General features: G+C 41.4%; 23 protein-coding genes. 16 read left to right on the forward strand and 7 right to left on the reverse strand.

Going from position 1 to position 22354, the window contains the following annotated elements:
* Positions 1–22: 22 nt before the first annotated feature.
* A complete protein-coding gene (locus L4C54_RS07965) occupies positions 23–553 on the forward strand; it encodes a GNAT family N-acetyltransferase (RefSeq protein ID WP_428807745.1) in 531 nt (176 codons plus the stop codon).
* A 102-nt stretch (positions 554–655) separates the two neighbouring features.
* Here the strand turns inward: L4C54_RS07965 and L4C54_RS07970 are convergent, their stop codons facing one another.
* Positions 656–1348, reverse strand: a complete 693-nt coding sequence (locus L4C54_RS07970) for a DNA-3-methyladenine glycosylase I (RefSeq protein WP_428807746.1) — start codon at positions 1346–1348, stop codon at positions 656–658.
* An 808-nt stretch (positions 1349–2156) separates the two neighbouring features.
* On the opposite strand from L4C54_RS07970, the gene tnaA reads away from it, so the two are divergent.
* The 3 genes from tnaA (at position 2157) to L4C54_RS07985 (ending at position 5435) form a co-directional block, all read left to right on the forward strand.
* Complete coding sequence (tnaA, locus tag L4C54_RS07975; protein WP_428807747.1) at positions 2157–3620, forward strand: tryptophanase; 1464 nt, start codon at positions 2157–2159, stop codon at positions 3618–3620.
* 117 nt (positions 3621–3737) lie between these two features.
* Complete coding sequence (locus L4C54_RS07980; RefSeq protein WP_428807748.1) at positions 3738–4991, forward strand: aromatic amino acid transporter; 1254 nt, start codon at positions 3738–3740, stop codon at positions 4989–4991.
* A gap of 228 nt (positions 4992–5219) precedes the next feature.
* On the forward strand, positions 5220–5435 hold the full coding sequence (locus tag L4C54_RS07985) for a hypothetical protein (protein WP_428799734.1): 216 nt from the start codon (positions 5220–5222) through the stop codon (positions 5433–5435).
* A gap of 84 nt (positions 5436–5519) precedes the next feature.
* On the opposite strand, the gene L4C54_RS07990 is transcribed toward L4C54_RS07985, so the two are convergent.
* The 3 genes from L4C54_RS07990 to L4C54_RS08000 form a co-directional block, all read right to left on the reverse strand.
* Complete coding sequence (locus tag L4C54_RS07990) at positions 5520–6908, reverse strand: SLC13 family permease (protein WP_428807749.1); 1389 nt, start codon at positions 6906–6908, stop codon at positions 5520–5522.
* Positions 6909–7101: 193 nt separating this feature from the next.
* Positions 7102–7956, reverse strand: coding sequence for an alpha/beta hydrolase (locus tag L4C54_RS07995; protein WP_428807750.1), 855 nt, complete (start codon positions 7954–7956; stop codon positions 7102–7104).
* Positions 7957–8035: 79 nt separating this feature from the next.
* Positions 8036–8635, reverse strand: coding sequence for a TetR/AcrR family transcriptional regulator (locus L4C54_RS08000; RefSeq protein ID WP_428807751.1), 600 nt, complete (start codon positions 8633–8635; stop codon positions 8036–8038).
* Between the two features lie 121 nt (positions 8636–8756).
* On the opposite strand from L4C54_RS08000, the gene L4C54_RS08005 reads away from it, so the two are divergent.
* The 3 genes from L4C54_RS08005 (at position 8757) to L4C54_RS08015 (ending at position 11603) form a co-directional block, all read left to right on the forward strand.
* Positions 8757–9713 (forward strand): AEC family transporter, encoded by a 957-nt coding sequence (locus L4C54_RS08005; protein ID WP_428807752.1) that lies wholly within the window; start codon positions 8757–8759, stop codon positions 9711–9713.
* A gap of 178 nt (positions 9714–9891) precedes the next feature.
* Positions 9892–10917, forward strand: a complete 1026-nt coding sequence (locus tag L4C54_RS08010) for an acyltransferase (protein WP_428807753.1) — start codon at positions 9892–9894, stop codon at positions 10915–10917.
* Between the two features lie 17 nt (positions 10918–10934).
* Positions 10935–11603: an START domain-containing protein gene (locus tag L4C54_RS08015; RefSeq protein ID WP_428807754.1), complete on the forward strand. Its 669-nt coding sequence runs from the start codon at positions 10935–10937 to the stop codon at positions 11601–11603.
* Between the two features lie 127 nt (positions 11604–11730).
* Here L4C54_RS08015 and L4C54_RS08020 read toward each other — a convergent pair whose 3' ends face one another.
* The 3 genes from L4C54_RS08020 to L4C54_RS08030 are packed head-to-tail and all read right to left on the reverse strand — an operon-like array spanning position 11731 to position 14478.
* Positions 11731–12975: an NAD(P)/FAD-dependent oxidoreductase gene (locus L4C54_RS08020; protein WP_428807956.1), complete on the reverse strand. Its 1245-nt coding sequence runs from the start codon at positions 12973–12975 to the stop codon at positions 11731–11733.
* 15 nt (positions 12976–12990) lie between these two features.
* Positions 12991–14061: a class I SAM-dependent methyltransferase gene (locus L4C54_RS08025; RefSeq protein WP_428807755.1), complete on the reverse strand. Its 1071-nt coding sequence runs from the start codon at positions 14059–14061 to the stop codon at positions 12991–12993.
* Positions 14062–14085: 24 nt separating this feature from the next.
* Positions 14086–14478: a hypothetical protein gene (locus L4C54_RS08030; RefSeq protein ID WP_428799727.1), complete on the reverse strand. Its 393-nt coding sequence runs from the start codon at positions 14476–14478 to the stop codon at positions 14086–14088.
* Between the two features lie 89 nt (positions 14479–14567).
* Here L4C54_RS08030 and L4C54_RS08035 point away from each other — a divergent pair, with 89 nt between their 5' ends.
* Genes L4C54_RS08035 through L4C54_RS08075 form a run of 9 tightly spaced genes read left to right on the forward strand, consistent with a single transcriptional unit; the run spans position 14568 to position 22354 of the window.
* Positions 14568–15302, forward strand: coding sequence for a beta-ketoacyl synthase chain length factor (locus L4C54_RS08035; protein WP_428807756.1), 735 nt, complete (start codon positions 14568–14570; stop codon positions 15300–15302).
* A complete protein-coding gene (locus L4C54_RS08040; RefSeq protein WP_428807757.1) occupies positions 15284–16060 on the forward strand; it encodes a lysophospholipid acyltransferase family protein in 777 nt (258 codons plus the stop codon). The genes L4C54_RS08035 and L4C54_RS08040 overlap by 19 nt, the downstream gene beginning before the upstream one ends.
* 16 nt (positions 16061–16076) lie before the next feature.
* The gene (locus L4C54_RS08045; protein WP_428799724.1) at positions 16077–16334 is read left to right on the forward strand and encodes a phosphopantetheine-binding protein; all 258 of its coding nucleotides are present in this window, start codon (positions 16077–16079) and stop codon (positions 16332–16334) included.
* A gap of 18 nt (positions 16335–16352) precedes the next feature.
* The gene (locus L4C54_RS08050; protein ID WP_428799723.1) at positions 16353–16610 is read left to right on the forward strand and encodes an acyl carrier protein; all 258 of its coding nucleotides are present in this window, start codon (positions 16353–16355) and stop codon (positions 16608–16610) included.
* On the forward strand, positions 16610–17191 hold the full coding sequence (locus tag L4C54_RS08055) for a COG4648 family protein (RefSeq protein WP_428807758.1): 582 nt from the start codon (positions 16610–16612) through the stop codon (positions 17189–17191). The genes L4C54_RS08050 and L4C54_RS08055 overlap by 1 nt, the downstream gene beginning before the upstream one ends.
* Before the next feature lie 43 nt (positions 17192–17234).
* A complete protein-coding gene (locus tag L4C54_RS08060; protein ID WP_428807759.1) occupies positions 17235–18659 on the forward strand; it encodes an AMP-binding protein in 1425 nt (474 codons plus the stop codon).
* 57 nt (positions 18660–18716) lie between these two features.
* On the forward strand, positions 18717–19085 hold the full coding sequence (locus tag L4C54_RS08065) for an ApeI family dehydratase (protein WP_428807760.1): 369 nt from the start codon (positions 18717–18719) through the stop codon (positions 19083–19085).
* Entirely contained in the window at positions 19078–20832 is a 1755-nt protein-coding gene (locus tag L4C54_RS08070) for a glycosyltransferase family 2 protein (RefSeq protein ID WP_428807761.1), read from the forward strand. Before L4C54_RS08065 ends, L4C54_RS08070 begins: the two co-directional genes overlap by 8 nt.
* Positions 20822–22354 carry an HAL/PAL/TAL family ammonia-lyase gene (locus tag L4C54_RS08075; RefSeq protein WP_428807762.1) on the forward strand — a complete coding sequence of 511 codons (1533 nt, stop codon included), beginning with the start codon at positions 20822–20824 and terminating at the stop codon, positions 22352–22354. The genes L4C54_RS08070 and L4C54_RS08075 overlap by 11 nt, the downstream gene beginning before the upstream one ends.

Here is a 22354-nt window from a genome sequence, read left to right on the forward strand (position 1 = left end):
TAGCTGCGAGTGAGCCCTTACTGTGTTTACCTATACCATAGATGACCAACTGAAAATTGCCTTAGTGGAGGAGTCTTTTGCGACTTCTTATGCAAACCTTGTTCATGACCAAATTGAATACTTATCACGATGGCTCGCATGGCCGCCATTTTGCCAAACTGAACAAGATTTTCGTCTGTTTATCCAACGGTCTTTACATGACTACGCAGAAGGAAAATCGATGACATGCGCTATTATTTTTGAAGGTAAAATCGTTGGTAATTGCAGCTTTAATAATATCGACCATTGCCTTAAAAAAGTAGAAGTGGGTTACTGGTTATCAAAAGGCGAACAAGGAAAAGGAATCATCACACGAGTCGTTCTCCAGTTGATTTATATTGCTTTTAATGAAATGGAAATGGAAAAGGTACAGCTCTCAGCAGCAACGGATAACCTTGCTAGCCGCGCCGTCGCTGAACGAGTGGGAATGACTCTAGAGGGGATAATAACCAATCAAGAAAAAATCGGGGATCGCCTTTTAGATCACGCGATTTATGGCTGTCGACAGGCGTGATATAAAGCTTATCGATGCTAGTCATATGATAACTCTACTAGATGTCAGTACCCGACTCCCCTATTACATAGTGCTCAATAGCTCACATTGAGCACTACTGAATTACGCTTGAACGGTGTTCTCACCAACGCCATACGCAATTAAACGAGAAATTTCAGTCAGGCTACGACCTGATTCAGCTTGCCAGTGATTGAAAGCACGTTGGATAGCCTCTAAGCTGCGTTTGCTATATAACCCACCCTCGATGAGGTTCTGAGCTCGAAAGTAGCTTTCAATATCTCTACTCAAAATAAAGGTATCTTTACCTAATTGACGCAATGCATAAGGCCCGGTATTTCCTCCTAAGCGTTGCCCATGCTTTTTGAGATAGAGCCAAAGACCAATAATATCTTCCTCGGGCCAGTTTGCGATGAACTGAGCAAAACTGCCATTTTCCCTTTGAATATTACGGATCATTTGAGCGTTGGCCGGTACTGTTTTAACCTTAGTAAAGTTGCGCACAATTCTTACATCTTGGCTTTTTCGCTCTAACATATCTGCGGGCATCAACAATAGCTTTTCGATATCAAATTCCCAAAACACCTCCTCAAATGCAGGCCACTTGTTGTGAATCACTCGCCATACAAAACCAGACTGAAAAATAGACTTGGTAAATTGAGCTAAGAAACGATCATCGGAAATGGTGGCCAACTGTGTATTACTCATTGGTTCAACTAGCAATGACTCTAGTGCGGCTTCACCCCCTTTACGTTGGGATGCACGATAATATATGTCGTCAAAGGGTTCGTATTTCATGAATGTTTACTAACTTATAATGAGAGAAAAAACAGATTACCTGACCTTCCACCAATTTTCCTTTAGTTTTTTCATATACACACCAAAGATAGCAATCAACATAGACGGGGTTATTTTTATGTTACGTCTAATTAAAATTAACAACCACTTCACCTGAATATAGTTTCAGTCACCCTTGTTCATTTAGTCATTCACTTTTTAGAAATAACTTTGCGTACACACTTTATATGTGATGAATATTTGTACATGCATCACATATATCTTTTAATTTTATTTGTATTTATATAAATTATAATTATCATTTACTCATCAATAATACATTGCAGTTTTAACAGGGAACATAAAAATGACTATGTATCTTAAAGCGCAATCCCGTTTGAAGCTAACTCAGTTGGCTTGGTATACTATTGATCCTCAGTTATCTTTCCTTCTTTCTTCAGAATAATTTCATTCGGCGATTTTTCGTCAATCTAAATTTGATACCTATTGCTTTTTGCTACTGACGCTCTTGTTATAGCTAGGTCATACCTTCTATTTCATTAGCCAAAGTAATGCTATCTATAGGATTTCTAGAACAGCTACGTCTTAATAAACATTCGCTTATTATGTGAGTGTTGGCGTTAGTATATTCTGCATATCAAGTTTACAGTCACAATTATTAGTCTAATTCTATTTAACCACATCATCGATATTTATTTGGTGCAGACTTTCTCATCCAAAAATAAATATTCAACGATATGATAAATTAATTCATTACACAAATTGAGTTGAGTGTGTAAGCACACTAATCATATATAAAGGTATTATTATGAACGATTTTAAACATCTTCCTGAACCATTCCGTATTCGTGTCATTGAACCAGTTAAACGTACTACGCGTGAGTACCGTGAAGAAGCAATTATAAAATCAGGTATGAACCCATTTTTGTTAGATAGTGAAGATGTCTTTGTTGATCTACTAACCGATAGCGGTACAGGAGCAATAACCCAAGAGATGCAAGCAGCTATGCTTCGAGGTGATGAGGCATACAGCGGAAGTCGTAGCTACTACGCTCTAGCAAATGCTGTTAAAGATATTTTTGGTTACGAGCATACTATCCCAACACACCAAGGTCGTGGTGCTGAGCAAATCTATATTCCCGTTCTTATTAAGAAGAGAGAACAAGAAAAAGGACTAGATCGTAGCAAGATGGTCGCACTATCTAACTACTTCTTCGACACTACGCAGGGGCACACGCAAGTTAACTGCTGTGTCGCCAAAAATGTCTACACAGAAGAAGCGTTTGATACCGCCGTTAATGCCGATTTCAAAGGCAACTTTGACCTTGAAAAGTTAGAAGCCGCTATTATTGAAGCTGGGCCAAATAACGTACCTTATATCGTCAGTACGATTACTTGTAACTCAGCTGGAGGACAACCTGTTTCAATCGCCAACTTGAGAGCGGTGTATGAAATCGCGCAGAAATACGATATCCCTGTCGTCATGGATTCAGCACGCTACGCTGAAAATGCCTACTTTATTCAACAGCGCGAAGAGGGCTTCAAAGACTGGAGCATTCAAGAGATCACGCATGAAACCTACAAGTATGCAGATGCACTAGCTATGTCGGCAAAGAAAGACGCCATGGTGCAAATGGGCGGTCTACTCTGTTTCAAAGACGAATCCATGATGGATGCATACACAGAGTGCCGTACTTTATGTGTCGTGCAAGAGGGGTTCCCAACCTATGGCGGCCTAGAAGGGGGAGCAATGGAGCGACTAGCCGTTGGTCTTTATGATGGTATGCGTCAAGAGTGGTTGGCTTACCGTATTGGTCAGGTTCAATACCTTGTTAACGGTCTTGAAGATTTGGGCATTGTCTGCCAACAAGCAGGAGGACACGCTGCATTCGTTGATGCAGGAAAGCTTCTTCCACATATTCCTGCTGGTCAATTCCCAGCTCACGCCCTGGCTTGTGAACTGTACAAAGTTGCTGGTATTCGTGCAGTAGAAATTGGTTCATTACTGCTTGGCCGTGACCCTGCTACCGGTAAACAACACCCTTGCCCTGCAGAACTGCTACGCCTAACAATTCCACGCGCAACCTACACACAAACACATATGGACTTCGTCATCGAAGCATTCCAAAAAGTGAAAGAAAACGCGGCGAACGTAAAAGGACTGGAGTTCACCTATGAGCCACCAGTATTGCGCCACTTCACCGCTTTACTTAAAGAGGTAGAGCCAAACATTACTCAAAAATCAGAAGATAAAGTTCTAGAAGAAGCATAACCCCTTCCTCAAATAGAGCCTCGCTTTGAGGCTCCATTTGAATATAGACCGCCTAAAAACCATCTTCAGAATAGGTTTGGGCCTTTAATTTAATAACGTGAAACTAAAGGGATATTTATGGAACAGAACGCCACATTAGCAGTGGACAATGCTGTTACAAATAAGAGCCCCTCTTTAATTGGAGGGGCGTGTATTATCGCCAGCGTGTGTGTCGGTGCAGGGATGCTTGGTCTTCCTAGTGCGGGTGCCGGAACTTGGACGGTATGGTCAATTATTGCAATCAGCTTAACCATGATCGTAATGACGATTTCAGGTTGGATGCTACTTGAAGCATTTAAAACCTATGATTTAAAAGCTTCATTCAATACCGTAACCAAGGACATCCTTGGTGAAAAAGTAAATATGTTTAATAACCTGATGGTTTATTTTGTTGGTGGTATTTTACTCTACGCTTACATCACCTCATCAGGTCTAATTCTGCAAGATATACTCGGGATCAATAGCAAAATCTCATCAGTGCTCTTTGTTTTGATCTTTTCCACTTTTGTTTGGCACTCGACACGCGCAGTTGATCGAATCTCTGTTGTATTAATCGCCTTTATGATCTTTAGCTTCGTTTTTGGTGTATCAGGATTAGCCGCTAAAGTTGATATGTCGATCCTTTTTGACACCGCTAATAAAGATGCAAACTACGCCCCTTATGCTTTCGCTATGTTACCCGTCGCGCTGACTTCTTTTGGCTATCATCATTCAGTGAGTTCTATGCGTTCTTACTACGGTGAAGAGAAAAAGGCGAGCCACGCTATTCTGTTTGGCACTGCGATTGCTCTGGGGCTTTACTGCTTATGGTTGTTCAGTATTTTCGGCAACCTTCCTAGAGAGCAATTTGGTCCAGTGATTGATCAAGGTGGAAACGTCGATGCCCTTCTAGCCGCATTGGACTCAGTTATAAAGTCTGAAAAAGTAGAGAATGCAATTAACATTTTCTCAATGGCTGCAATACTCTCGTCGTTCATCGGTGTTGGTTTAGGCGTATTTGACTACCTTGCCGATCTGTTTAAATTTGGGGATACTAAACAAGACCGGACTAAAACTTGGTTAGTGACTTTTTTACCTCCACTAGTTCTTTCTCTACTATTTCCATTCGGTTTTGTGATTGCTATTGGTTACGCAGGCGCGGCGGCGACAGTTTGGACTTGTATCATTCCGGCACTTCTTGTCTACAAAGCTCGTAGAACAGAGACTGGAGATAACGGTTTTAGAGCACCCGGTGGCAATACAATGGTGTTTGCTGTCATTGCTTTTGGTATTTTCACTGCTCTCTTTCATCTGATGTCTATGGTGGGAATGCTGCCTTCATTTACAGGCTAATCAGAATATAATTACGGTTATAAAGAGGTTGGAATTTATATTCCAGCCTCTTTCTTGTCGAGTTCAATCTCAAACACCTGTTAGCAGCGACATCTCAATTTTACTCTATCGTCACTTATACTAGTGATGCCCTTCTAACTATCCACACACGCGGCTACCTCCTATAGTTTTATAGGAGTAATCTGGATTGCTACACAACAAGTTGAACATTAATTGTCAGAGGTGATTATGAGTTTATTTTATGTTGATAAGAAAGCGCAAGAGAATGGCGACCACGAAATTCACACCGCAACATGTACCCACAGCCCAAATAAAAATGATTGTGACCCACTTGGTTATCATACAGCTTGCAGTACTGCGTTAAGTGCGGCTAAAAAAATATATCCTCAATCAAATGGTTGCTACTACTGCTCCTATTCGAGCTACACCTCTGAAGACAAATAAACCAACCAGCCATACAAAAAACGGCTTCTTTACAAGCAGTAAAGAAGCTGACAAATAGACTAAACGGTCATTACATTCTTAGAATTACGCCCAAAACATCATCGCAATCAGTGTTAATGCACCTATACAAACGACGTTTAAAATAATCCCTACCCGCATCATTTCACTTTGTTTAATATGCCCAGAACCAAATACAATCGCATTCGGCGGAGTAGCCACTGGTAACATAAATGCACAAGACGCTGCGACGGCAATCAACACTGACAAAATCACCGGTGACATACCAAAGGCTTCAGCTACAGTTGCAAAAACTGGGATTAAAAGTGCAGCACTCGCCGTGTTACTGGCAAACTCAGTTAAAAATACAACAAAGGCAGCGACTACTAAGATTATTAAAACAATCCCAAACTGCGAAATTAGCCCGCTCAACTCATTTGCGAGAAATACACTGGTTCCTGTTGCTTTAAGTACATTACTTAGACAAATTCCACCGCCAAATAACAACAGAACACCCCAGTCAGCCGTTTTTTCGATATCCTTCCAATGTACGACTCGAGCGAAATTAACCATCACAATCGCACCTAGAGCAACAATCGTATCGAATTTGGCGTAACCACCGATCATACCGTTTATCGGCTTACTGAAAATCCAAAGTAGTACGGTTGTAGCAAATATCGCTAATGTAACGACCTTTCCCTTATCCCACTCGACCGCTTCTTGGTTTAGCTCAAATTGTCCTTTTAAATCGGGTTTGATCACCAAATAAAGAACCAAAATAGAGACAGGTAGTAAGATCATTGCCGCAGGCACACCAAATGCCATCCATTCAGTAAAGGTTAATCCAACCTCTACCGCAGCAATTGCATTGGGCGGGCTACCTACTATTGTTGCTATTCCGCCAATACTTGCACTATATGCAATCCCAAGAAGAACGAAAACATACGTTTTATGCCCCGATTCAGAATTTACTTTACTTAATACACCAAGCACTAGTGGAAGCATCATCGCCGTGGTTGCGGTATTACTGATCCACATAGATAAGCCCGCTGTAACGCCAAATAGCATAAACACCGCAACACTCATACGCCCTTTTGCTAAGACTAATACCTTGTCAGCAATCACTTTATCTAGCCCTTGCGTGTGCATTGCCGCAGCTAATGCAAATCCGCCAAGAAAAAGAAATATGATTGAGTTAGAAAAATTATTTAGAGCGGTTTGAGTATCGAAAACACCAAATAGTACCGCCAATATTGGGACTAATATGGCGGTGACCGTGACATGTAGAGCTTCCGTCAGCCACAGTATTGCGATGAAAGTAAGCATACTCAGACCCAATACAACTTGAGGATCAAATGGCAGTGTTTTATACATGAATAAACACAAAATGATGTTGGAAAGTATAATCAGGCTGTTGCGATTTAAAAACCACTCACGAGTGTTGGAGGGGAGTGGCACACTGTCATTTCTATTCATTGTTATCATTCCTTTCAAGGGCGTTTTGACAACAATATGCTTACATATAAATAACGAATTCAGTAATTTGTTTAATAAAGATGTTAACCACATCAACAGAAAGGTTTATACGGTTAACACCCTGAAATAATTATAGAATTAAAATAAATTACCCATCACTTTTTTGACTGATTTAATCGATAGTTCTATTAATTCATTCACAGCTTAACAAATCAAAACTGTCGAAAACCTGCTGACAATTCATCACTCTTCCATGCCCCTGTCCTTTTGTTATCTCTAAAGAGACTTTATTAAATTCGTTATCAGCTCGTATGGAAACATCGAAATTAGCAAATTTGTCCTTTTCATCGTGAACGATAATTGTTTTTGATTCCCTAACGCCTAGCTTCTGATATGGATTTACTGACTGAATAGGATAGTGATACTGATCTTCAATCTCCGACACTATCGCTTGGAATAATTTTAATGAATACCCTGAACGAGCAACACTGCCAAATAAGTTCTCGAAATAGTCCAAAACAGGTGCAATCAACAGCATTGGGCGGTTTTCTAATTTACGATGACGACACTCTAGCGCTGAAGCCGTTCCCATACTGTGTGCGATGATGCCCGCAATTTCACTTGGAATACTGTCTAAAATTGCTTCAAGTCCCTCAACAAAAACAGGGATATGGCCATAAACACCATCACTTTTACCATGCGCAGGGTGGTCGTAAGCAAGCGCTGTAAAGCCCTTACTTGCAATGTGTTCCATAAGAGGAAAGAACTGACTCGCTGTTCCCGACCAACCGTGACTTAACACCCAAATCGGCCCTTGCCCAAGTTGATAAGTTTCAAGCGTACCGCCACTCCAGTCGACTTTGTTTTTCATCAAACCTTTCGGTTCTGCATTTTTTGGCTGACTTCGCACGGGCGTTAATAGTAGTTTTCTTGCTACTTTTTTCGCATGTTTAGGCGCGACACTATGATGCAAACGAGTCGTCACATTAAGCAGGCTTCGTTTCACACTAAACTTAGCAGAAGTATTAAAATAGATTTTGTCACTCATGTTCATTCCTATGTGCCGTCATTTATAGAACGACCGTGCTATTTTAGATTAAAAGAAAACAATTTAATCGCTAGTTATTCTAGACGACTTCAGATCGCCAACTAATGAATAGGCGCTTTACACCTAACCAGAAGTGCTCGTAACTGGCCTCTTCTCCTCGTATCGAATAGAAAAGGTGAGCACTTAAATAGAGACCATACAGTTCAAAGGCTGCTTGGCTTGGCTGCAAATCCTTATGGAACTCATTGCTTTCAATACCTTTCTCCACTTGAATCTGTAGATAGTTTATCCATGTAGAGATCGTCTTTTTCAGGGCTACCTGTGTCGCACTCGGTTCTGCAGTTGTATCTTTCCAAGCATCCAAAAACATGCAACTGCCTTGAAAAGAGTGGTTCCAACTCAACCAGTTATCCATTAGAGCTGTAAGTTTTTTTTCAATACTCACATCATTCTGTACTCTAGCCGGAGCGATAACACGTGTTGTAAAAATTAAATTGGCGTGTTCAAGTACCGCGACCTGCAAATTATCTTTTGAGTTAAAATGAGCGAACAGTCCACTCTTTGACATACCACACTGCTTTGCCAGTTCGCCAATCGTCAGGCTCTCTAACCCATTGACGCTCGCAAGCTCAAATGCAGTGCTTAATATATGTTCTTTAGTAACTCTTCCCTTACTCATATTCACCATCAATATTAATTCACTCTATTATATTTAGCACGTTCGTACTTTTTTGCAAATTAAATTTTAATCCGTTACCAATCTAGGCACAATGTACTTGTATGGCATATTGAGGAAAACCATGAACACTCTTTTTGAACAACTTCTGTTTTCAGCATCCATTACAGGCCCTATCTGCTTAATGTTGTTCCTAGGTGTGTTTCTCAAGCGGATCCAATTGATCAATGAAAATTTCATTGATATCGCCTCAAAATTGGTTTTTCAGGTCACCCTGCCAGCGATGTTATTTCTAAGTATTGTTCAATCTGATCACGACTTTGTAAGTAGTGGCGGCTTAGTACTTTTTGGGCTGGCCATCAACGCCCTATTCTTCATTATTACAACTATCATCACCAAAAAAGTGTTCTCCAGCCCTAAAGATCAAGGTGTGATCATCCAGGGAGGCTTTCGCGCCAATACAGCTATTATTGGTTTAGCTTATGTTGCCAATATTTATGGTGCTTCAGGCGTTGCGCTTGCCGCCGTCTATGTTGCCTCAATGACGGTTTTATATAATATTCAAGCCGTTATTGCTCTTTCACCAACAGATAAGGGTTTTGGTGCACAAGCAGTTAAAGTTATTGGAAAAACGCTGACACGTAATCCATTAATCATTTCGATTTTGTTAGGGGTTATTGCCTTTTCCCTCTCAATTCCCATTCCCCAAATGGCCATTGATGCAGGGCAGTATTTTGCGGATATGACGCTACCACTCGCGCTATTGTGTACCGGAGGCTCTCTCAATATTCAATCTCTTAAGCACGATAAATTTCCAACTTGGTTTGCAACCTGCTTCAAGCTGATTCTTGCTCCAATAGCAGCCACACTAGCAGCCATTGCATTTGGCTTTAAAGGTCAGGAGCTTGGGCTTATCTTCTTAATGGCCGCAGCACCGACGGCCGCGGCAAGTTACGTAATGGCGAGGTCTATGGGAGGAAACTCTACTCTAGCGGCTAATATTATTGCTCTTACAACCGTTCTTTCACTTGTTACCTGCACAATCGGCATTTTCGCGCTTTCAACTCTAAATCTGATCTAGGCCCTTTTGAGTACTTTTTATCCACCATCGATATCAAGTTTTCATAAAGGCACAACGAAAAGTAGAATGCCTAGCAAAACAGCAGTAAAACAGAGCTAAGAAATTGTAATAACGTAGAATATTGATAAATTGGCCTATCTCTTCTTATAAGCTAATTAATTCAACTCAAATGAACAAAATGTCTTCTTCAAATAAAATAGCCAGTATTGAGCTTGGTCGTGTTGTCGCGATGTTGGCAATACTCTCTATGCACTGCCAAATGTTTATTGGTTATTGGCTAATAGATGGAGAATCATGGTTTGGATACATATTTAATCAATCCACCCGATTCGCCGTACCACTCTTTTTTCTAATCTCTGGCTACCTAATTCAACCAAAGCTCTTAGCATCACCCTATGAAACTTTGAAAGCGTATTCCAAGCCTCTTCTCAAAATATGGCTAGTTTGGAGTGTATTAAGCCTAGCAATGCCTTTTAATCTTGGGGTGCTAATGGAGCATGGCTATATAGCGGAACGTTCTGGCTATTGGAACTATTTAATGGACTCACCACTTAACTCATTGCTTGAAGGTGGGCTGGTTCATTTATGGTTTATACCTGCACTAATAAGCGCTGTCGCAATCATGGCCTTTTTACTTCAAAGTAAACAAGCGAATCTGATCATTCCTGTTGCTGTCATATTGTATTTATATGGTTTACTTGCTGGAAGCTATCAAATCCTCACCAACCTTGAGCCTCCATTCTTTACTCGAAATGGACCTTTCTTTGCAACCCTAATGGTCGCTATTGGTTTCACCATTCGCCAAAACAATATCGCCATTAGTAGCTCGAAAGCACTCGCGTTAATCCTGTTTGGTTTATTCTTACATATGGGTGAAGCGTGGAATCTGCATCAATTAGGGCAAACATTTAATGCCAATGATTTCTTGTTAGGGACAGCTATCTGGACCGTTGGTTGCTTTTTATGGTTATTATCAAAACCGACATTAGGAAACGCGCCGCTTGTATTTGCACTATCAAAACGAGTTCTTTCTATTTATGTTAGCCATATGCTTGTCATAATCGTCATGCTTAACGTTGTAGGTTTCTATGAATTAACATTTGGCATGAAAGACTTAACTGTATGGTTAGGCACTGTTTTACTTACTGCAATCTTAGTTCTAGGATTAGAAAGAACACCTTTGAACAAGATCTTATTTCGATAACGGCTATGGAGAAAATCATGCGAACACTATTTTTGATTTTCTCCTTTTGCCTCTCCGCTTTCACTTTTGCTGCACCAGATCTGAATTGGCAATTTGTGAAGACCGAAGGCGGTATAACAATCCATACGCGCCCCCATAGTGATGGGTTAATTGAAATCCGCGCGCAAATGTTCATCACAACAAATTATTCTGCTTTTTTACTCTTGTTAGAGGATACTAAGCGAGTTCCAGCTTGGATTGATAACGTCGAAAAAAGCCAAGTTCTACATCAGATTAGCCCAAATGAGAACATCGTATACACTCAGTTTAAAGCACCTTGGCCCGCATTAGATAGAGACATGGTGACCTACTCTCGTTACTACTTCCAAGATGGTGCTTTTGTTCTTTTAATCAAAGATGCACCAAGCATGCTAGCAACACAGCCCAACTATATAAGGATCACTGATGTAAATGCGCTATGGAAGCTAGAGAAGCTAACTAATGGCGCCACACATATTGAATATGTCGCATTTGCAAATCCATCGGGGATATTACCTGATTGGTTGGTCAATAAACTTGCGATTAATAGCGCATTGAATACGTTTAAAGGGCTCAGAACTGAAATTGCAGAATATCAAAATATTGCCCATCCAAACATCAACAGCAATGAAACCGCTTTGGTCACTTTGTCTACTACACCCCCTTAGGTTAGCCAGTCCATAAGCTACTTCGTTTCATAACTAGTCAGTTCGTAAGCCACCTAAAACATAAAGTAAAAAAGGATATTAATTCGATTAATATCCTTTCAATTTACAAGCTTCAACCTCTAAACAATTACGTATCTAACCGCACGTATTCCGCTAAACGGCTTAATCGGCGCTCAGACTCTTTCACGTAAGGGTTACTTTCATCCCAAGCATAGCCAGCCAAAATAGCGCATATCATCTGTTTGATTCGAGCATTTGGATTTTGGTGGAATATCACATCTTGCAATGATCCGTTATACCAACCTTCAACATACGTACGAAATGCATCAACACCGAGCATCAATGGTGCTGCATACTCTTCATCCCAATCAACCTTATCGCCATTGATCTGACGCACCACGCATTGTGTTGCAAGCTCGGCAGACTTCATAGCAATGGTGACACCAGATGAGAACACAGGATCTAAAAATTCCCCCGCATTGCCTAGTAGAGCATAGTGTTCTGTCGCTAAATGTTTAACGTTAGCCGAATAGCCGTTCAGTTCACCGATAGGATTCGGGAACTCAGCTTGAGCTAATAATGAGGCTAGAAATGGCTCTTCCCCGATTAAGGCTTGAATCGCTTCTAGTGAATCTTGAGGGTAGCTTGCAAAAAAGCTAGGCTCACCCACAATGCCAAATGAGCACACTCCGTTTGAGAAAGGAATAAGCCAATACCATACGTCTGGATTTTGTGGGTGGACAGAGACTAGAATTTTATTTCGATCATACTGAGGATGAATACTAGCATCGATATTATCGACGATGTGAGTAAACAGAGCCTTTCTTGGTGGTAAGCATGATGGTGTCTCAAGATCCAATAACTTGGGTAGCACGCGTCCAAAACCACTCGCATCAAGCACATACTGAGCATGTATTTGATATTGAAGCCCATCTTCAACTGATATATCTAAAACAGCACCGCTGGAATCGAACTCAATATTTTTGAGTTCGTGTTGATAGCGTATCTCGATCCCCTGCTTCTGCGCTGAATCTGCCAATATTTTATCAAAATTGCCGCGTTGAACTTGAAAGGTGGTGCATGGACCTTCAGTGAACTTATCTTGAAAATCAAATTCGGTGTATTGGCCATTACAGCGAAAGGCTGCGCCATCCTTATATTGAAATTTCGCAGCTTCAACATCCGCCTTCATTCCTGCTTTTTCAATCACTTCCATACAAGCAGGCAGCAAGCTCTCTCCAATAGAGAAGCGAGGAAACACAGCCTTCTCTATAACAACCGCTTCTATGCCTTGTTTAAGCAACAATGCGGCGGCAATAGAACCCGATGGACCAGCACCAACAATAACAACTTGAGCAGATTGTCTTTCCATCATATTAGCCTCAGATTAAGCTTTAGCTTTCAGCTGCAGCAATGTATGTCCCAAGCCTATGTTATCTGTACGTTCAACAACTTCGAGATCAGCCTCTTCAACTATTTCTAAGAAATCTTCACTGCGATAGAAACGGCTATTTCCATTTGCTAGGCAAGTAAAATAAAGTGAAGTGGCATTCAGACTAAACGCTGCTGCGTCATATTTCTGCGCATCCCAAAATAGCTCCAAGATGTATACTGTTGAATCGGGTTTTAACTGCGCTTTTACACGCTTCAAAATACTCAAAATTTCCATTGGCGAAAAACAGTCTAAGAACTGGCTCATCCACCAAACGTCTGCACTTTCCGGGAGGCTCTGCTTTTTATCAAGCATATTGGCAGGATAAGGAGTCACACGCTTAGAAAACCCATGCTTCTCCGCATTTTTCATAGCCATCTCTAGCTGCTGCGGTAAATCAACAATCGTAATTTGAACGTCTTCATCATGCTGACAACACTGCATCGCCCACTTACCTGTGTTACCACCAATATCAATAATGTGTTTGGGTTTAGAGGTAAATACTTCTTGTAGCAGCACAGGAAACGAGCGGTCCGAATAGAAGTGGTCAAACTTAAACCAGCTATCTTTGGCTTTTTCAGGTAAGCGAGATAACCCTTGATATATGGTTTCCCAGTCGCCTAACTCTTTAAGGCCAGCCGGTTTGCCCTCTTCAATTGACTCTGTTAGGTGCATCATTGCTGCATAACAAACGTCAGCAGTGAAATCCATGTTGGCATTAGTCATGCCATCATGAAGTAAAAAGAACCCAAGGTTTGCCAACGAGTAATTGGTGTCATCCCACAATACTATATGAGCGCTTATTGCCATGTCTAACAGCACTTTTACGCCATACTCGGACACACCAGTTTCTGCAACTATTTGTTCGGCGTTAAGTCCCTGACTTCCTGCTTCATCTATCGCGGCCAATATGCCCAAATCACGTAACGTTCTCGCAGTTTGGAATACGATTGGCGCGAACGCCAGTTTTTGAGCTTCAGTTTTTGCTTCAAGAGCATTGAATGGGTCAATTTTTTGATCTAACACGTTTGAACCTAATTGATTAAATGATTATTGAGAAGCGGCTAAAAGAGCCAATTTTTGTTGAATATCACGATTTAAGGTTGAGACCCATTTGTTGTAGCTTCTGTGGATATTCTGATCATCTGCTTTTAAATTATTCGAATCGACATAAAGAATTGAGTAGTACTTGTTAGTGTATGGGATCTCAATCGTCGCTGAATGTGAGCGAACGTCAACAGTTGCAGTTATCTTGCTGTTTGCTACTTCTTTAATCACCCAACCACGTTTCATGGCGGCTTCTAGAATAACCGTTTTAACTTGTTGATTATTCATCTCATATGCAACAGGTGTATCTTCAATATTCATAATAGGTTGAACTCGACCACAACCCACTAAAAGAAGCGTCAAAAATAGGGAAATAATAATTTTAGTTGTTTTCATAACTCGTCCTTGTCATTAACATAGTATTGATAACCACATAGTATTGTGGCCCCTAGTATTTAGCCAGTAAGGCAACAAATCAATATCTTATGTCAAATGAAACTCAAATAGCCTCATTTAATGTTGTTGACTACTTTGCACAGTCAGCAGGGTTGAATCAAAAAAAACAGTGGCAACAATGGGCCATTAATAACCTATGGCCACAAGACGGCAAGGCAGACGTCAATCATATTCCGCCCATGATGCGCCGTCGGATGAGCACTCTTAGCAAATTGGCACTGCAAACGGCTTTGGAGTTGCTAGAAAAACATGACGTGGACTACTTAGTTTTCGCAAGCCGACACGGTGAGCTACACCGCAGTGCTACGCTTATTAAAGATATTGTTCAAGGTGAAGAAGCATCTCCGATGGCGTTTTCCCAATCGGTGCATAATACCGCCGCAGGATTAGCGACAATTGCCACAAAAAAAACGATTCCTGCGACATCTATTGCGGCAGGGCGTAATACTTTTCAAAGTGCCATTGTCGATGCTTGGCTTTACCTCGAAGAGAACCCGACTCATAAGGTTCTAGTGATTGATTTTGATGAGCCTGTCCCAGAGGTGTATCAGCAATATGAGAAAGAAGAGTATCAAGGTTACAGTCTTGGTCTCATTCTAAGCCAAGGTAACTCGGTTTCAATTAAGCCAACGACCGGCGAGCACGCACCAGAAACCTCGTTATTGCCGCAGGGTCTCGATTTCTTGCAGCACTACATTCAAGACCACACGGAGTGGCAGTTAAACGGCGATCTACAAGGATGGAAATGGACGCGATTTTTATAAAACTGAATCAATACTGGCGAGTATTTGCAACCGGACTTTGCTTTTCAATTTTTGGCATTGGAGGGCTTTTTCTCAGCTTTGTATTTATCCCCCTTATCCACCTTTTTAATCGTGACAGTTCACAACAACAATTGCATGTTCAGCACTTAATACAGCAAAGTTTTGATCTATTCTGTCGCCTCATGAAGTTCACAGGTGCCATCGACTATCAAATTGTCGGGGCAGAGAACTTAGCTGATGACAAACACTGTTTGATCATTGCTAACCACCCAAGCCTTATTGATTACGTGTTAATTGCCTCACAGCTCAAGCAATGTGACTGCCTCGTTAAGTCGGCGATATGGTCAAATATGTTCATGAAGCATGTTGTGAAGGCCGCTGGCTATATTCCCAACGAAGCACCTGAAGACTTAGTCGAACAGTGTCAGCAAAAATTTGATCAAGGAAATGTTCTACTTGTTTTCCCTGAGGGTACTCGTACACGATCAAATGAAGAAACTAAGTTACAGCGGGGCGCGGCACAAATTGCGGTGAGAACTGGGCGAGATATGCGTATTATTCACATATCAGTGACACCTAGCTTTTTAACAAAAGAGAAAAAGTGGTATCAAGTTCCAAAAACAAAGCCTTTTTTTCACGTAGAAATAAAAGGTAAAGTTGAGGTTGAACCCTTTATAGAGCAAACTAGTAATGCGACTTTGGCGGCCAGAAAGTTAAACAAATATTTAGCCACCGCAATTTTTCCCAAGAACATATAAATTTAAGTAGGTGCAAATGGAAGTACTACAAAACGAAATCAAACAACTCATCATCGATGCCCTTAATTTAGAAGATATTTCTATTGATGATATTGAGACTAATGCACCTTTGTTTGGAGATGGCCTAGGGCTTGATTCCATTGATGCTTTAGAGCTTGGTTTAGCGATTAAGAAAAAGTACAATTTCGTTATTGATGCTGACGACTCTAATACTCGCCAGTACTTTTCATCAGTCGCAAATCTAGCTGATTTTATTTCGACTAAAACCAATTAATAAAAAATAGATACCGTTATGACAGATGTAAACCAAGAACACGTTTTTGAACAAGTAAAAGATGCACTTGTTGAACTTTTTGAAATCGATGAAGCGGATATCAAACCTGACGCGCACTTATATCAAGACCTCGATTTAGACAGCATTGACGCTGTTGATCTCGTTGTCCATTTACAAAATGTGACAGGCAAGAAAATCAAGCCAGATGAATTCAAATCAGTTCGTACCGTCAACGACATCGTTGAGTCAGTAACAGAGCTTTTAAAAGGCGCCTAATGCAAAAATTGCTGACAGCTTTGTCTGCAATTACGCTGCTTGCCTACCCTTTCGCCGTTTATTTCGGCATTGAACAGTTCGGTATTCAGACAATTGGCATAATTCTTATTGTACTCTTCGCGATAAGAATTATGTCTGCCAGTAAAGCAAAACTAAAAGAACTTAAACAAATCGCATGGGTTACAGGGTTAACTGGCGTTTGTTTAACGATATTTGGCATTATCTTTAAGCAATACGGATGGTTAACATTTTACCCCGTGATTGTGAATCTATGTATGTTGGCGCTTTTCTTCCATAGCCTGAAACAGCCACAAACCATCATAGAGCGATTAGCTCGGCTGCAAGAACCCGATCTTCCAGTGCACGGGGTTATTTATACTCGTAAAGTAACCAAGGTCTGGTGTGTGTTTTTTGTTATTAATGCTTCCATTGCTTTATATACCTGTTTTCAGAGTATTGAAGTTTGGACGCTCTATAACGGTTTGATTAGCTATCTGTTAATCGGAGCGCTTTTTGCCATTGAGTGGATCGTAAGATTAATGGTACGCAAAAAACATGAGTCTCTAGAGAAAGGTTTATAACGGAATGGCTGAAATTAAAATCGCCTTCAAGGAAGTTGGGTAAATGACTAAAAATAGCGAGCTGTTTTGCTCTTTACGTCAGTTAATGAATGCAACACGCAGTCATAGCCATTCTGTTGCTTTTTCTTCAGAGCACTCCTGGACATGGCCTCAATTTCGTCATGATGTAAACCAACTGGTTCTCAACCTTAATGGACTCCAAGCTCAAAAAGTTGCTTTGTGCTCGACAGATACTTATCAGTTTACTGTCGGTTTCTTTGCTCTTTGCCATTCTGGTAAAACGATTGTTCTTCCTGGTAATTATCAGTCGAGCGCACTCGCCGAGCTTTCATCACAATTCGAACTACTACTCTGTGACTCAGACATCGCTCACTCTTTAGATAACAAAGCCTCAAATGAGAACAACGGTGAAAACATAAGGCAGATGCTACTTCCTGCCACTCTCTTAGAGCCTAGTTTAGCCGCTCACTCAAAAGACAAGCTTGCTAGTTTTGAACCACTTAGACTTGATGACGTATTGATCATTTTATTTACCTCTGGCTCTAGTGGTCAGCCTAAAGCGATTAATAAGACACTGAAGCAGCTCGACACTGAGATTAATGTTTTAGAACAGCAATGGGGGCCGCAATTAGCCAGCTGTATTATTGAAAGTACCGTCTCTCATCAGCATATTTATGGGCTACTATTTCGAGTTTTATGGCCTCTATGTGCAGGACGTGCATTTAATACCATCAATCTGGAATACCCTGAACAGGTTATATCCCATAGTAATAATGATACTTTGCTCGTATCTAGCCCAGCCTTACTTAAACGGCTCTCAAATCAACAAGCAACGACTTGTAGAATGGTTTTCTCCTCAGGGGGGCCATTGCCATACAAAGCAGCACAAACCTCTAAGCAACTACTCAGCAATTACCCGGTAGAAGTATTTGGCAGTACCGAAACAGGTGGTATTGCATTTAGATGCCAAGAAGCTCAAGAACAGCCTTGGCAGTTGTTTCCTGCCATTGATGCTGAACTCAACTCTGAAGGGTGTTTAAGGCTTAAGTCACCCTACATCGATATCTCACGCTGGTATCAAACAACGGATCAATGTGAGATGGTAGGTGATTGTCAGTTTTTGCTGAAAGGCCGCTCCGATCGAGTTGTAAAAATTGAAGAAAAGCGAGTTTCACTGGTAGAAGTAGAGAAACGGCTTGAACAATTACAATGGATCGAGGAAAGTGCAGTGGTTCCAATCCAAGAGAGTACACGTTTAACCTTGGTCGCGGCGATTGTACTGACGGAAAGCGGTATGCAAAAGCTCACTGAAATTGGTAAGGGTAAATTTTGGATATTGCTACGTTCTGAGCTACGTCATTGGTTAGAACCAATCTCAATACCTAAACGCTTTAGAATTCTTAACGAGATACCTTTAAATAGCCAAGGAAAACGGCTTGTTGCTCAGATAGAGACACTATTTGAATAGCGATAAAATAAGCAAGCTCACTGTTTTGTAATCAATTCATTATTTTCAAAAGATATTATGGCAAAAAGAAAACCAACCATTTTGAATACAGAGATCCAACACCCATCGGCAACGATTACTTTTAAAGTAGACGCCGATATTTTGGATTTCTCTGGTCATTTCCAGCATTTTCCTCTGCTACCAGGCGTAACCCAAATCGATTGGGCATTGTATTATGCTATCAAGTATCTTTCCACGCCGACTGCCTTTAAAGGAATGGAAGTGATTAAGTTTCAAGAACCCATTTTACCCGACTCTACGGTGTGCTTATCGCTAACTTGGGATGACGGCAAGCAAAAGCTCGCATTTAAATACACGTCGATACGAGATGATTTAGAAATAGTCCACTCAACGGGAAAGATGAAACTTGGAGCACCAAGTGAGTAGCTATTCTCCCTGCTTTTTAATCCCTTGCTATAACCACGGCTCAACTATCGCTCAGGTTGTAAAATCACTAGCTGAGTTTAACTTACCCGTCATGCTAGTTGATGACGGCAGTGATCTAGAAACAAAAGAGGCGCTATTGTTGCTCTCAGAGCAAGATAACATTCACCTTGTCACCCTTGATGTTAACCAAGGAAAAGGTGGCGCTGTTATGGCGGGCATCGAAGCCATTCATCAAATGGCCTTTAGTCATGCCATTCAGATTGACGCTGATGGCCAGCACGATATCAATGCACTCCCAAAATTAATCGCATTATCAAAAGATCAGCCACAAAGGCTCATATCAGGCCGACCTATTTATGATGATAGTGTACCGAAAGCTCGCCTGTACGGGCGCTACCTAACTCATGTCTGGGTTTGGATAGAGACCCTTTCTTTCAGTATTAAAGACAGCATGTGTGGCTTTCGCACCTATCCCATTCAGGAAACGTCTGCTGTTTTGGCCAAATACAGCATTGGCACTCGAATGGATTTCGATACTGAAATACTTGTCCGTATGTATTGGGATGGTATTGATATAGATTTTGTTGAGACTAACGTTATCTACCCTGAAGGTGGGATTTCCCACTTTGATGCGCTTCATGACAACATCAAAATCAGTAAGATGCACACTAAGCTTTTCTTTGGCATGCTGCCGCGCATACCAAAATTAGTTGCCCGTCACTTTCGCTCTCCAAAGCGCTACCGATCATCAGAAAGTGAACCTTTAGTCACTCAACCGTCAACTCAAAAGCATTGGTCAAAACAGCAAGAGAGAGGAACAGTTTTAGGCATAAAACTATTACTCACGATTTACAGCATTATGGGTCGAAAAGTTTTCAATCTATTTTTGACTGTCGTGATGCGCTATTACCATCTTACTGGCAAGCAGACTAAACAAGCGTCACAGCAGTACTTAGAGACTCTGAATCAGTACGCGAAAGAACAAGACCTAGCACTGCCCGTTAATCTTAATAGTTACCAGCACCTACTCTCATTTGGCCATACACTACTCGATAAACTCGCAGCGTGGAAAGGTGACTTTTCTCCTAAGAACTTAACCGTGCATGGTCAAGAGCAATTTGATGACATCATCAAGAATAAACAAGGTATTATTCTGCTTGGGTCTCATTTAGGCAATATTGAGTTATGTCGTGCTATGAGTCGCCGCCACTCCCATATTAAAATCAATGCGCTGGTATTTACTGAGCATGCAGAGCGTTTTAATAGCGTGATGAAAGCGGTGAACCCAAACTCAGATCTCAATCTTATACAAGTCACTCATATGGGGCCTGATATTGCGATATTGCTTGAACAGAAAATAGAGCAAGGTGAATGGATAGTGATTGTTGGTGACAGAACATCTACCAGCAAAGAAAGCCGCTCTATTTGGGCAGACTTTCTTGGCAAACCCGCGCCTTTTCCTCAAGGACCATTTGTACTTGCCTCAATATTGAAAGCACCAGTCTTTTTATTATTTGGATTGCGTGACGATAGCCGCAAAGAACCACACTTTAACGTCTATTTTGAACACTTTAGTGACAAGATAGCATTGCCCCGCAAAGAGAGGCAGGCAGCTTTACAGCAAACAGTACAGCGCTACGCCGAACGACTAGAACATTACACACTTAAAGCTCCTTTACAGTGGTATAACTTCTTTAATTTTTGGACTTTAAGTAAGCAGCAAGATGACGGAAAACATGAAAAATAGTATCACTTTTGGCGAGGATCGCCTTACGATTGAAGATGTTGTTGCTATCTCTCAAGGTGCAAAAGCAACAATCAACCAATCGGCAGAATTTAATGCAAAGATTGACCGTGGCGTCGCTTTTCTAGAGCGTTTGCTTAAAGATGAAGGTGTCATTTACGGCGTAACCACCGGCTACGGTGACTCGTGTACCGTGGCAATTCCACCTAATTTAGTTGATGAACTCCCTTTGCACCTGACTCGCTTTCACGGATGTGGTTTGGGTGAAGTTCTTAGCCATGAGCAATCACGCGCGGTGCTTGCCACTCGCCTTTGCTCATTATCTCAAGGCGTTTCGGGCGTTACGCATGATCTACTAAATCAGATTATCACCCTGATCAATCAAGACATTTCACCTAGAATCCCTCAAGAAGGTTCTGTAGGTGCAAGCGGCGATCTTACCCCTCTATCTTATTTAGCGGCGACGTTAATCGGTGAGCGAGAGGTTTTTTATAAAGGAGAGCTTCGACCTACAAGCGATGTGTTTGCAGAACTCAACATCGAACCGATTAAGCTGAAACCAAAAGAAGGTTTGGCTCTAATGAACGGCACATCTGTAATGACAGCCCTTGCCTGTCTTGCATACAGCCGTGCGGAATACCTCACTCAGTTGTGTACTAAAATCACCGCGATGGTATCTGTTGGTATTCACGGTAATGATTTCCACTTTGACGAAGCTCTATTTGCCGTCAAACCTCACCCAGGTCAACAGCAAGTTGCAGCATGGCTTCGAGATGATCTTAAAGCAGAAAGACCACCACGTAATAGTGATCGTCTACAAGACCGCTACTCGTTGCGTTGCGCACCCCATGTTATAGGCGTTGTTCAAGACACCCTACCCTGGCTACGTCAAATGATTGAAAATGAGCTTAACAGTGCCAACGACAACCCTATTATCGATGGTGATAATGAGCGTGTTCTTCATGGTGGTCATTTCTATGGTGGTCATATTGCTATGGCCATGGATACGTTAAAAACTGGCATTGCTAATCTTGCTGATCTTCTTGATCGACAGATGGCGCAATTAATGGATTACAAGTTCAACAATGGCTTACCATTTAACTTAACCGGTGCTCAAGGTGATAGAAAGCCAATCAACCATGGTTTTAAAGCTGTCCAGATCGGTATTTCAGCGTGGACAGCAGAAGCACTAAAACACACCATGCCCGCAAGCGTTTTTTCTCGTTCTACCGAGTGTCATAATCAAGACAAAGTCAGTATGGGGACCATCGCAGCTCGTGATTGTTTACGTGTACTTGAGCTCACAGAACAAGTTGCGGCTGCATCACTACTTGCGAGTACTCAAGCAATTGAAATTCGTAAACGTCACAATGAGCTTGATGAACATCATATGAGTGATAACCTGAAGATGATTCGCGATGCGGTTCTTGAAGAGTTTGAATTTGTGAATGAAGACCGTCCTCTAGAGAATGATTTGCGTCACTTTATCGACCGAATTCAACAGCGTCACTGGCCACTGTATTAG

Source organism: Vibrio lamellibrachiae, from assembly GCF_050337265.1.
Lineage (GTDB): Bacteria > Pseudomonadota > Gammaproteobacteria > Enterobacterales > Vibrionaceae > Vibrio > Vibrio kyushuensis.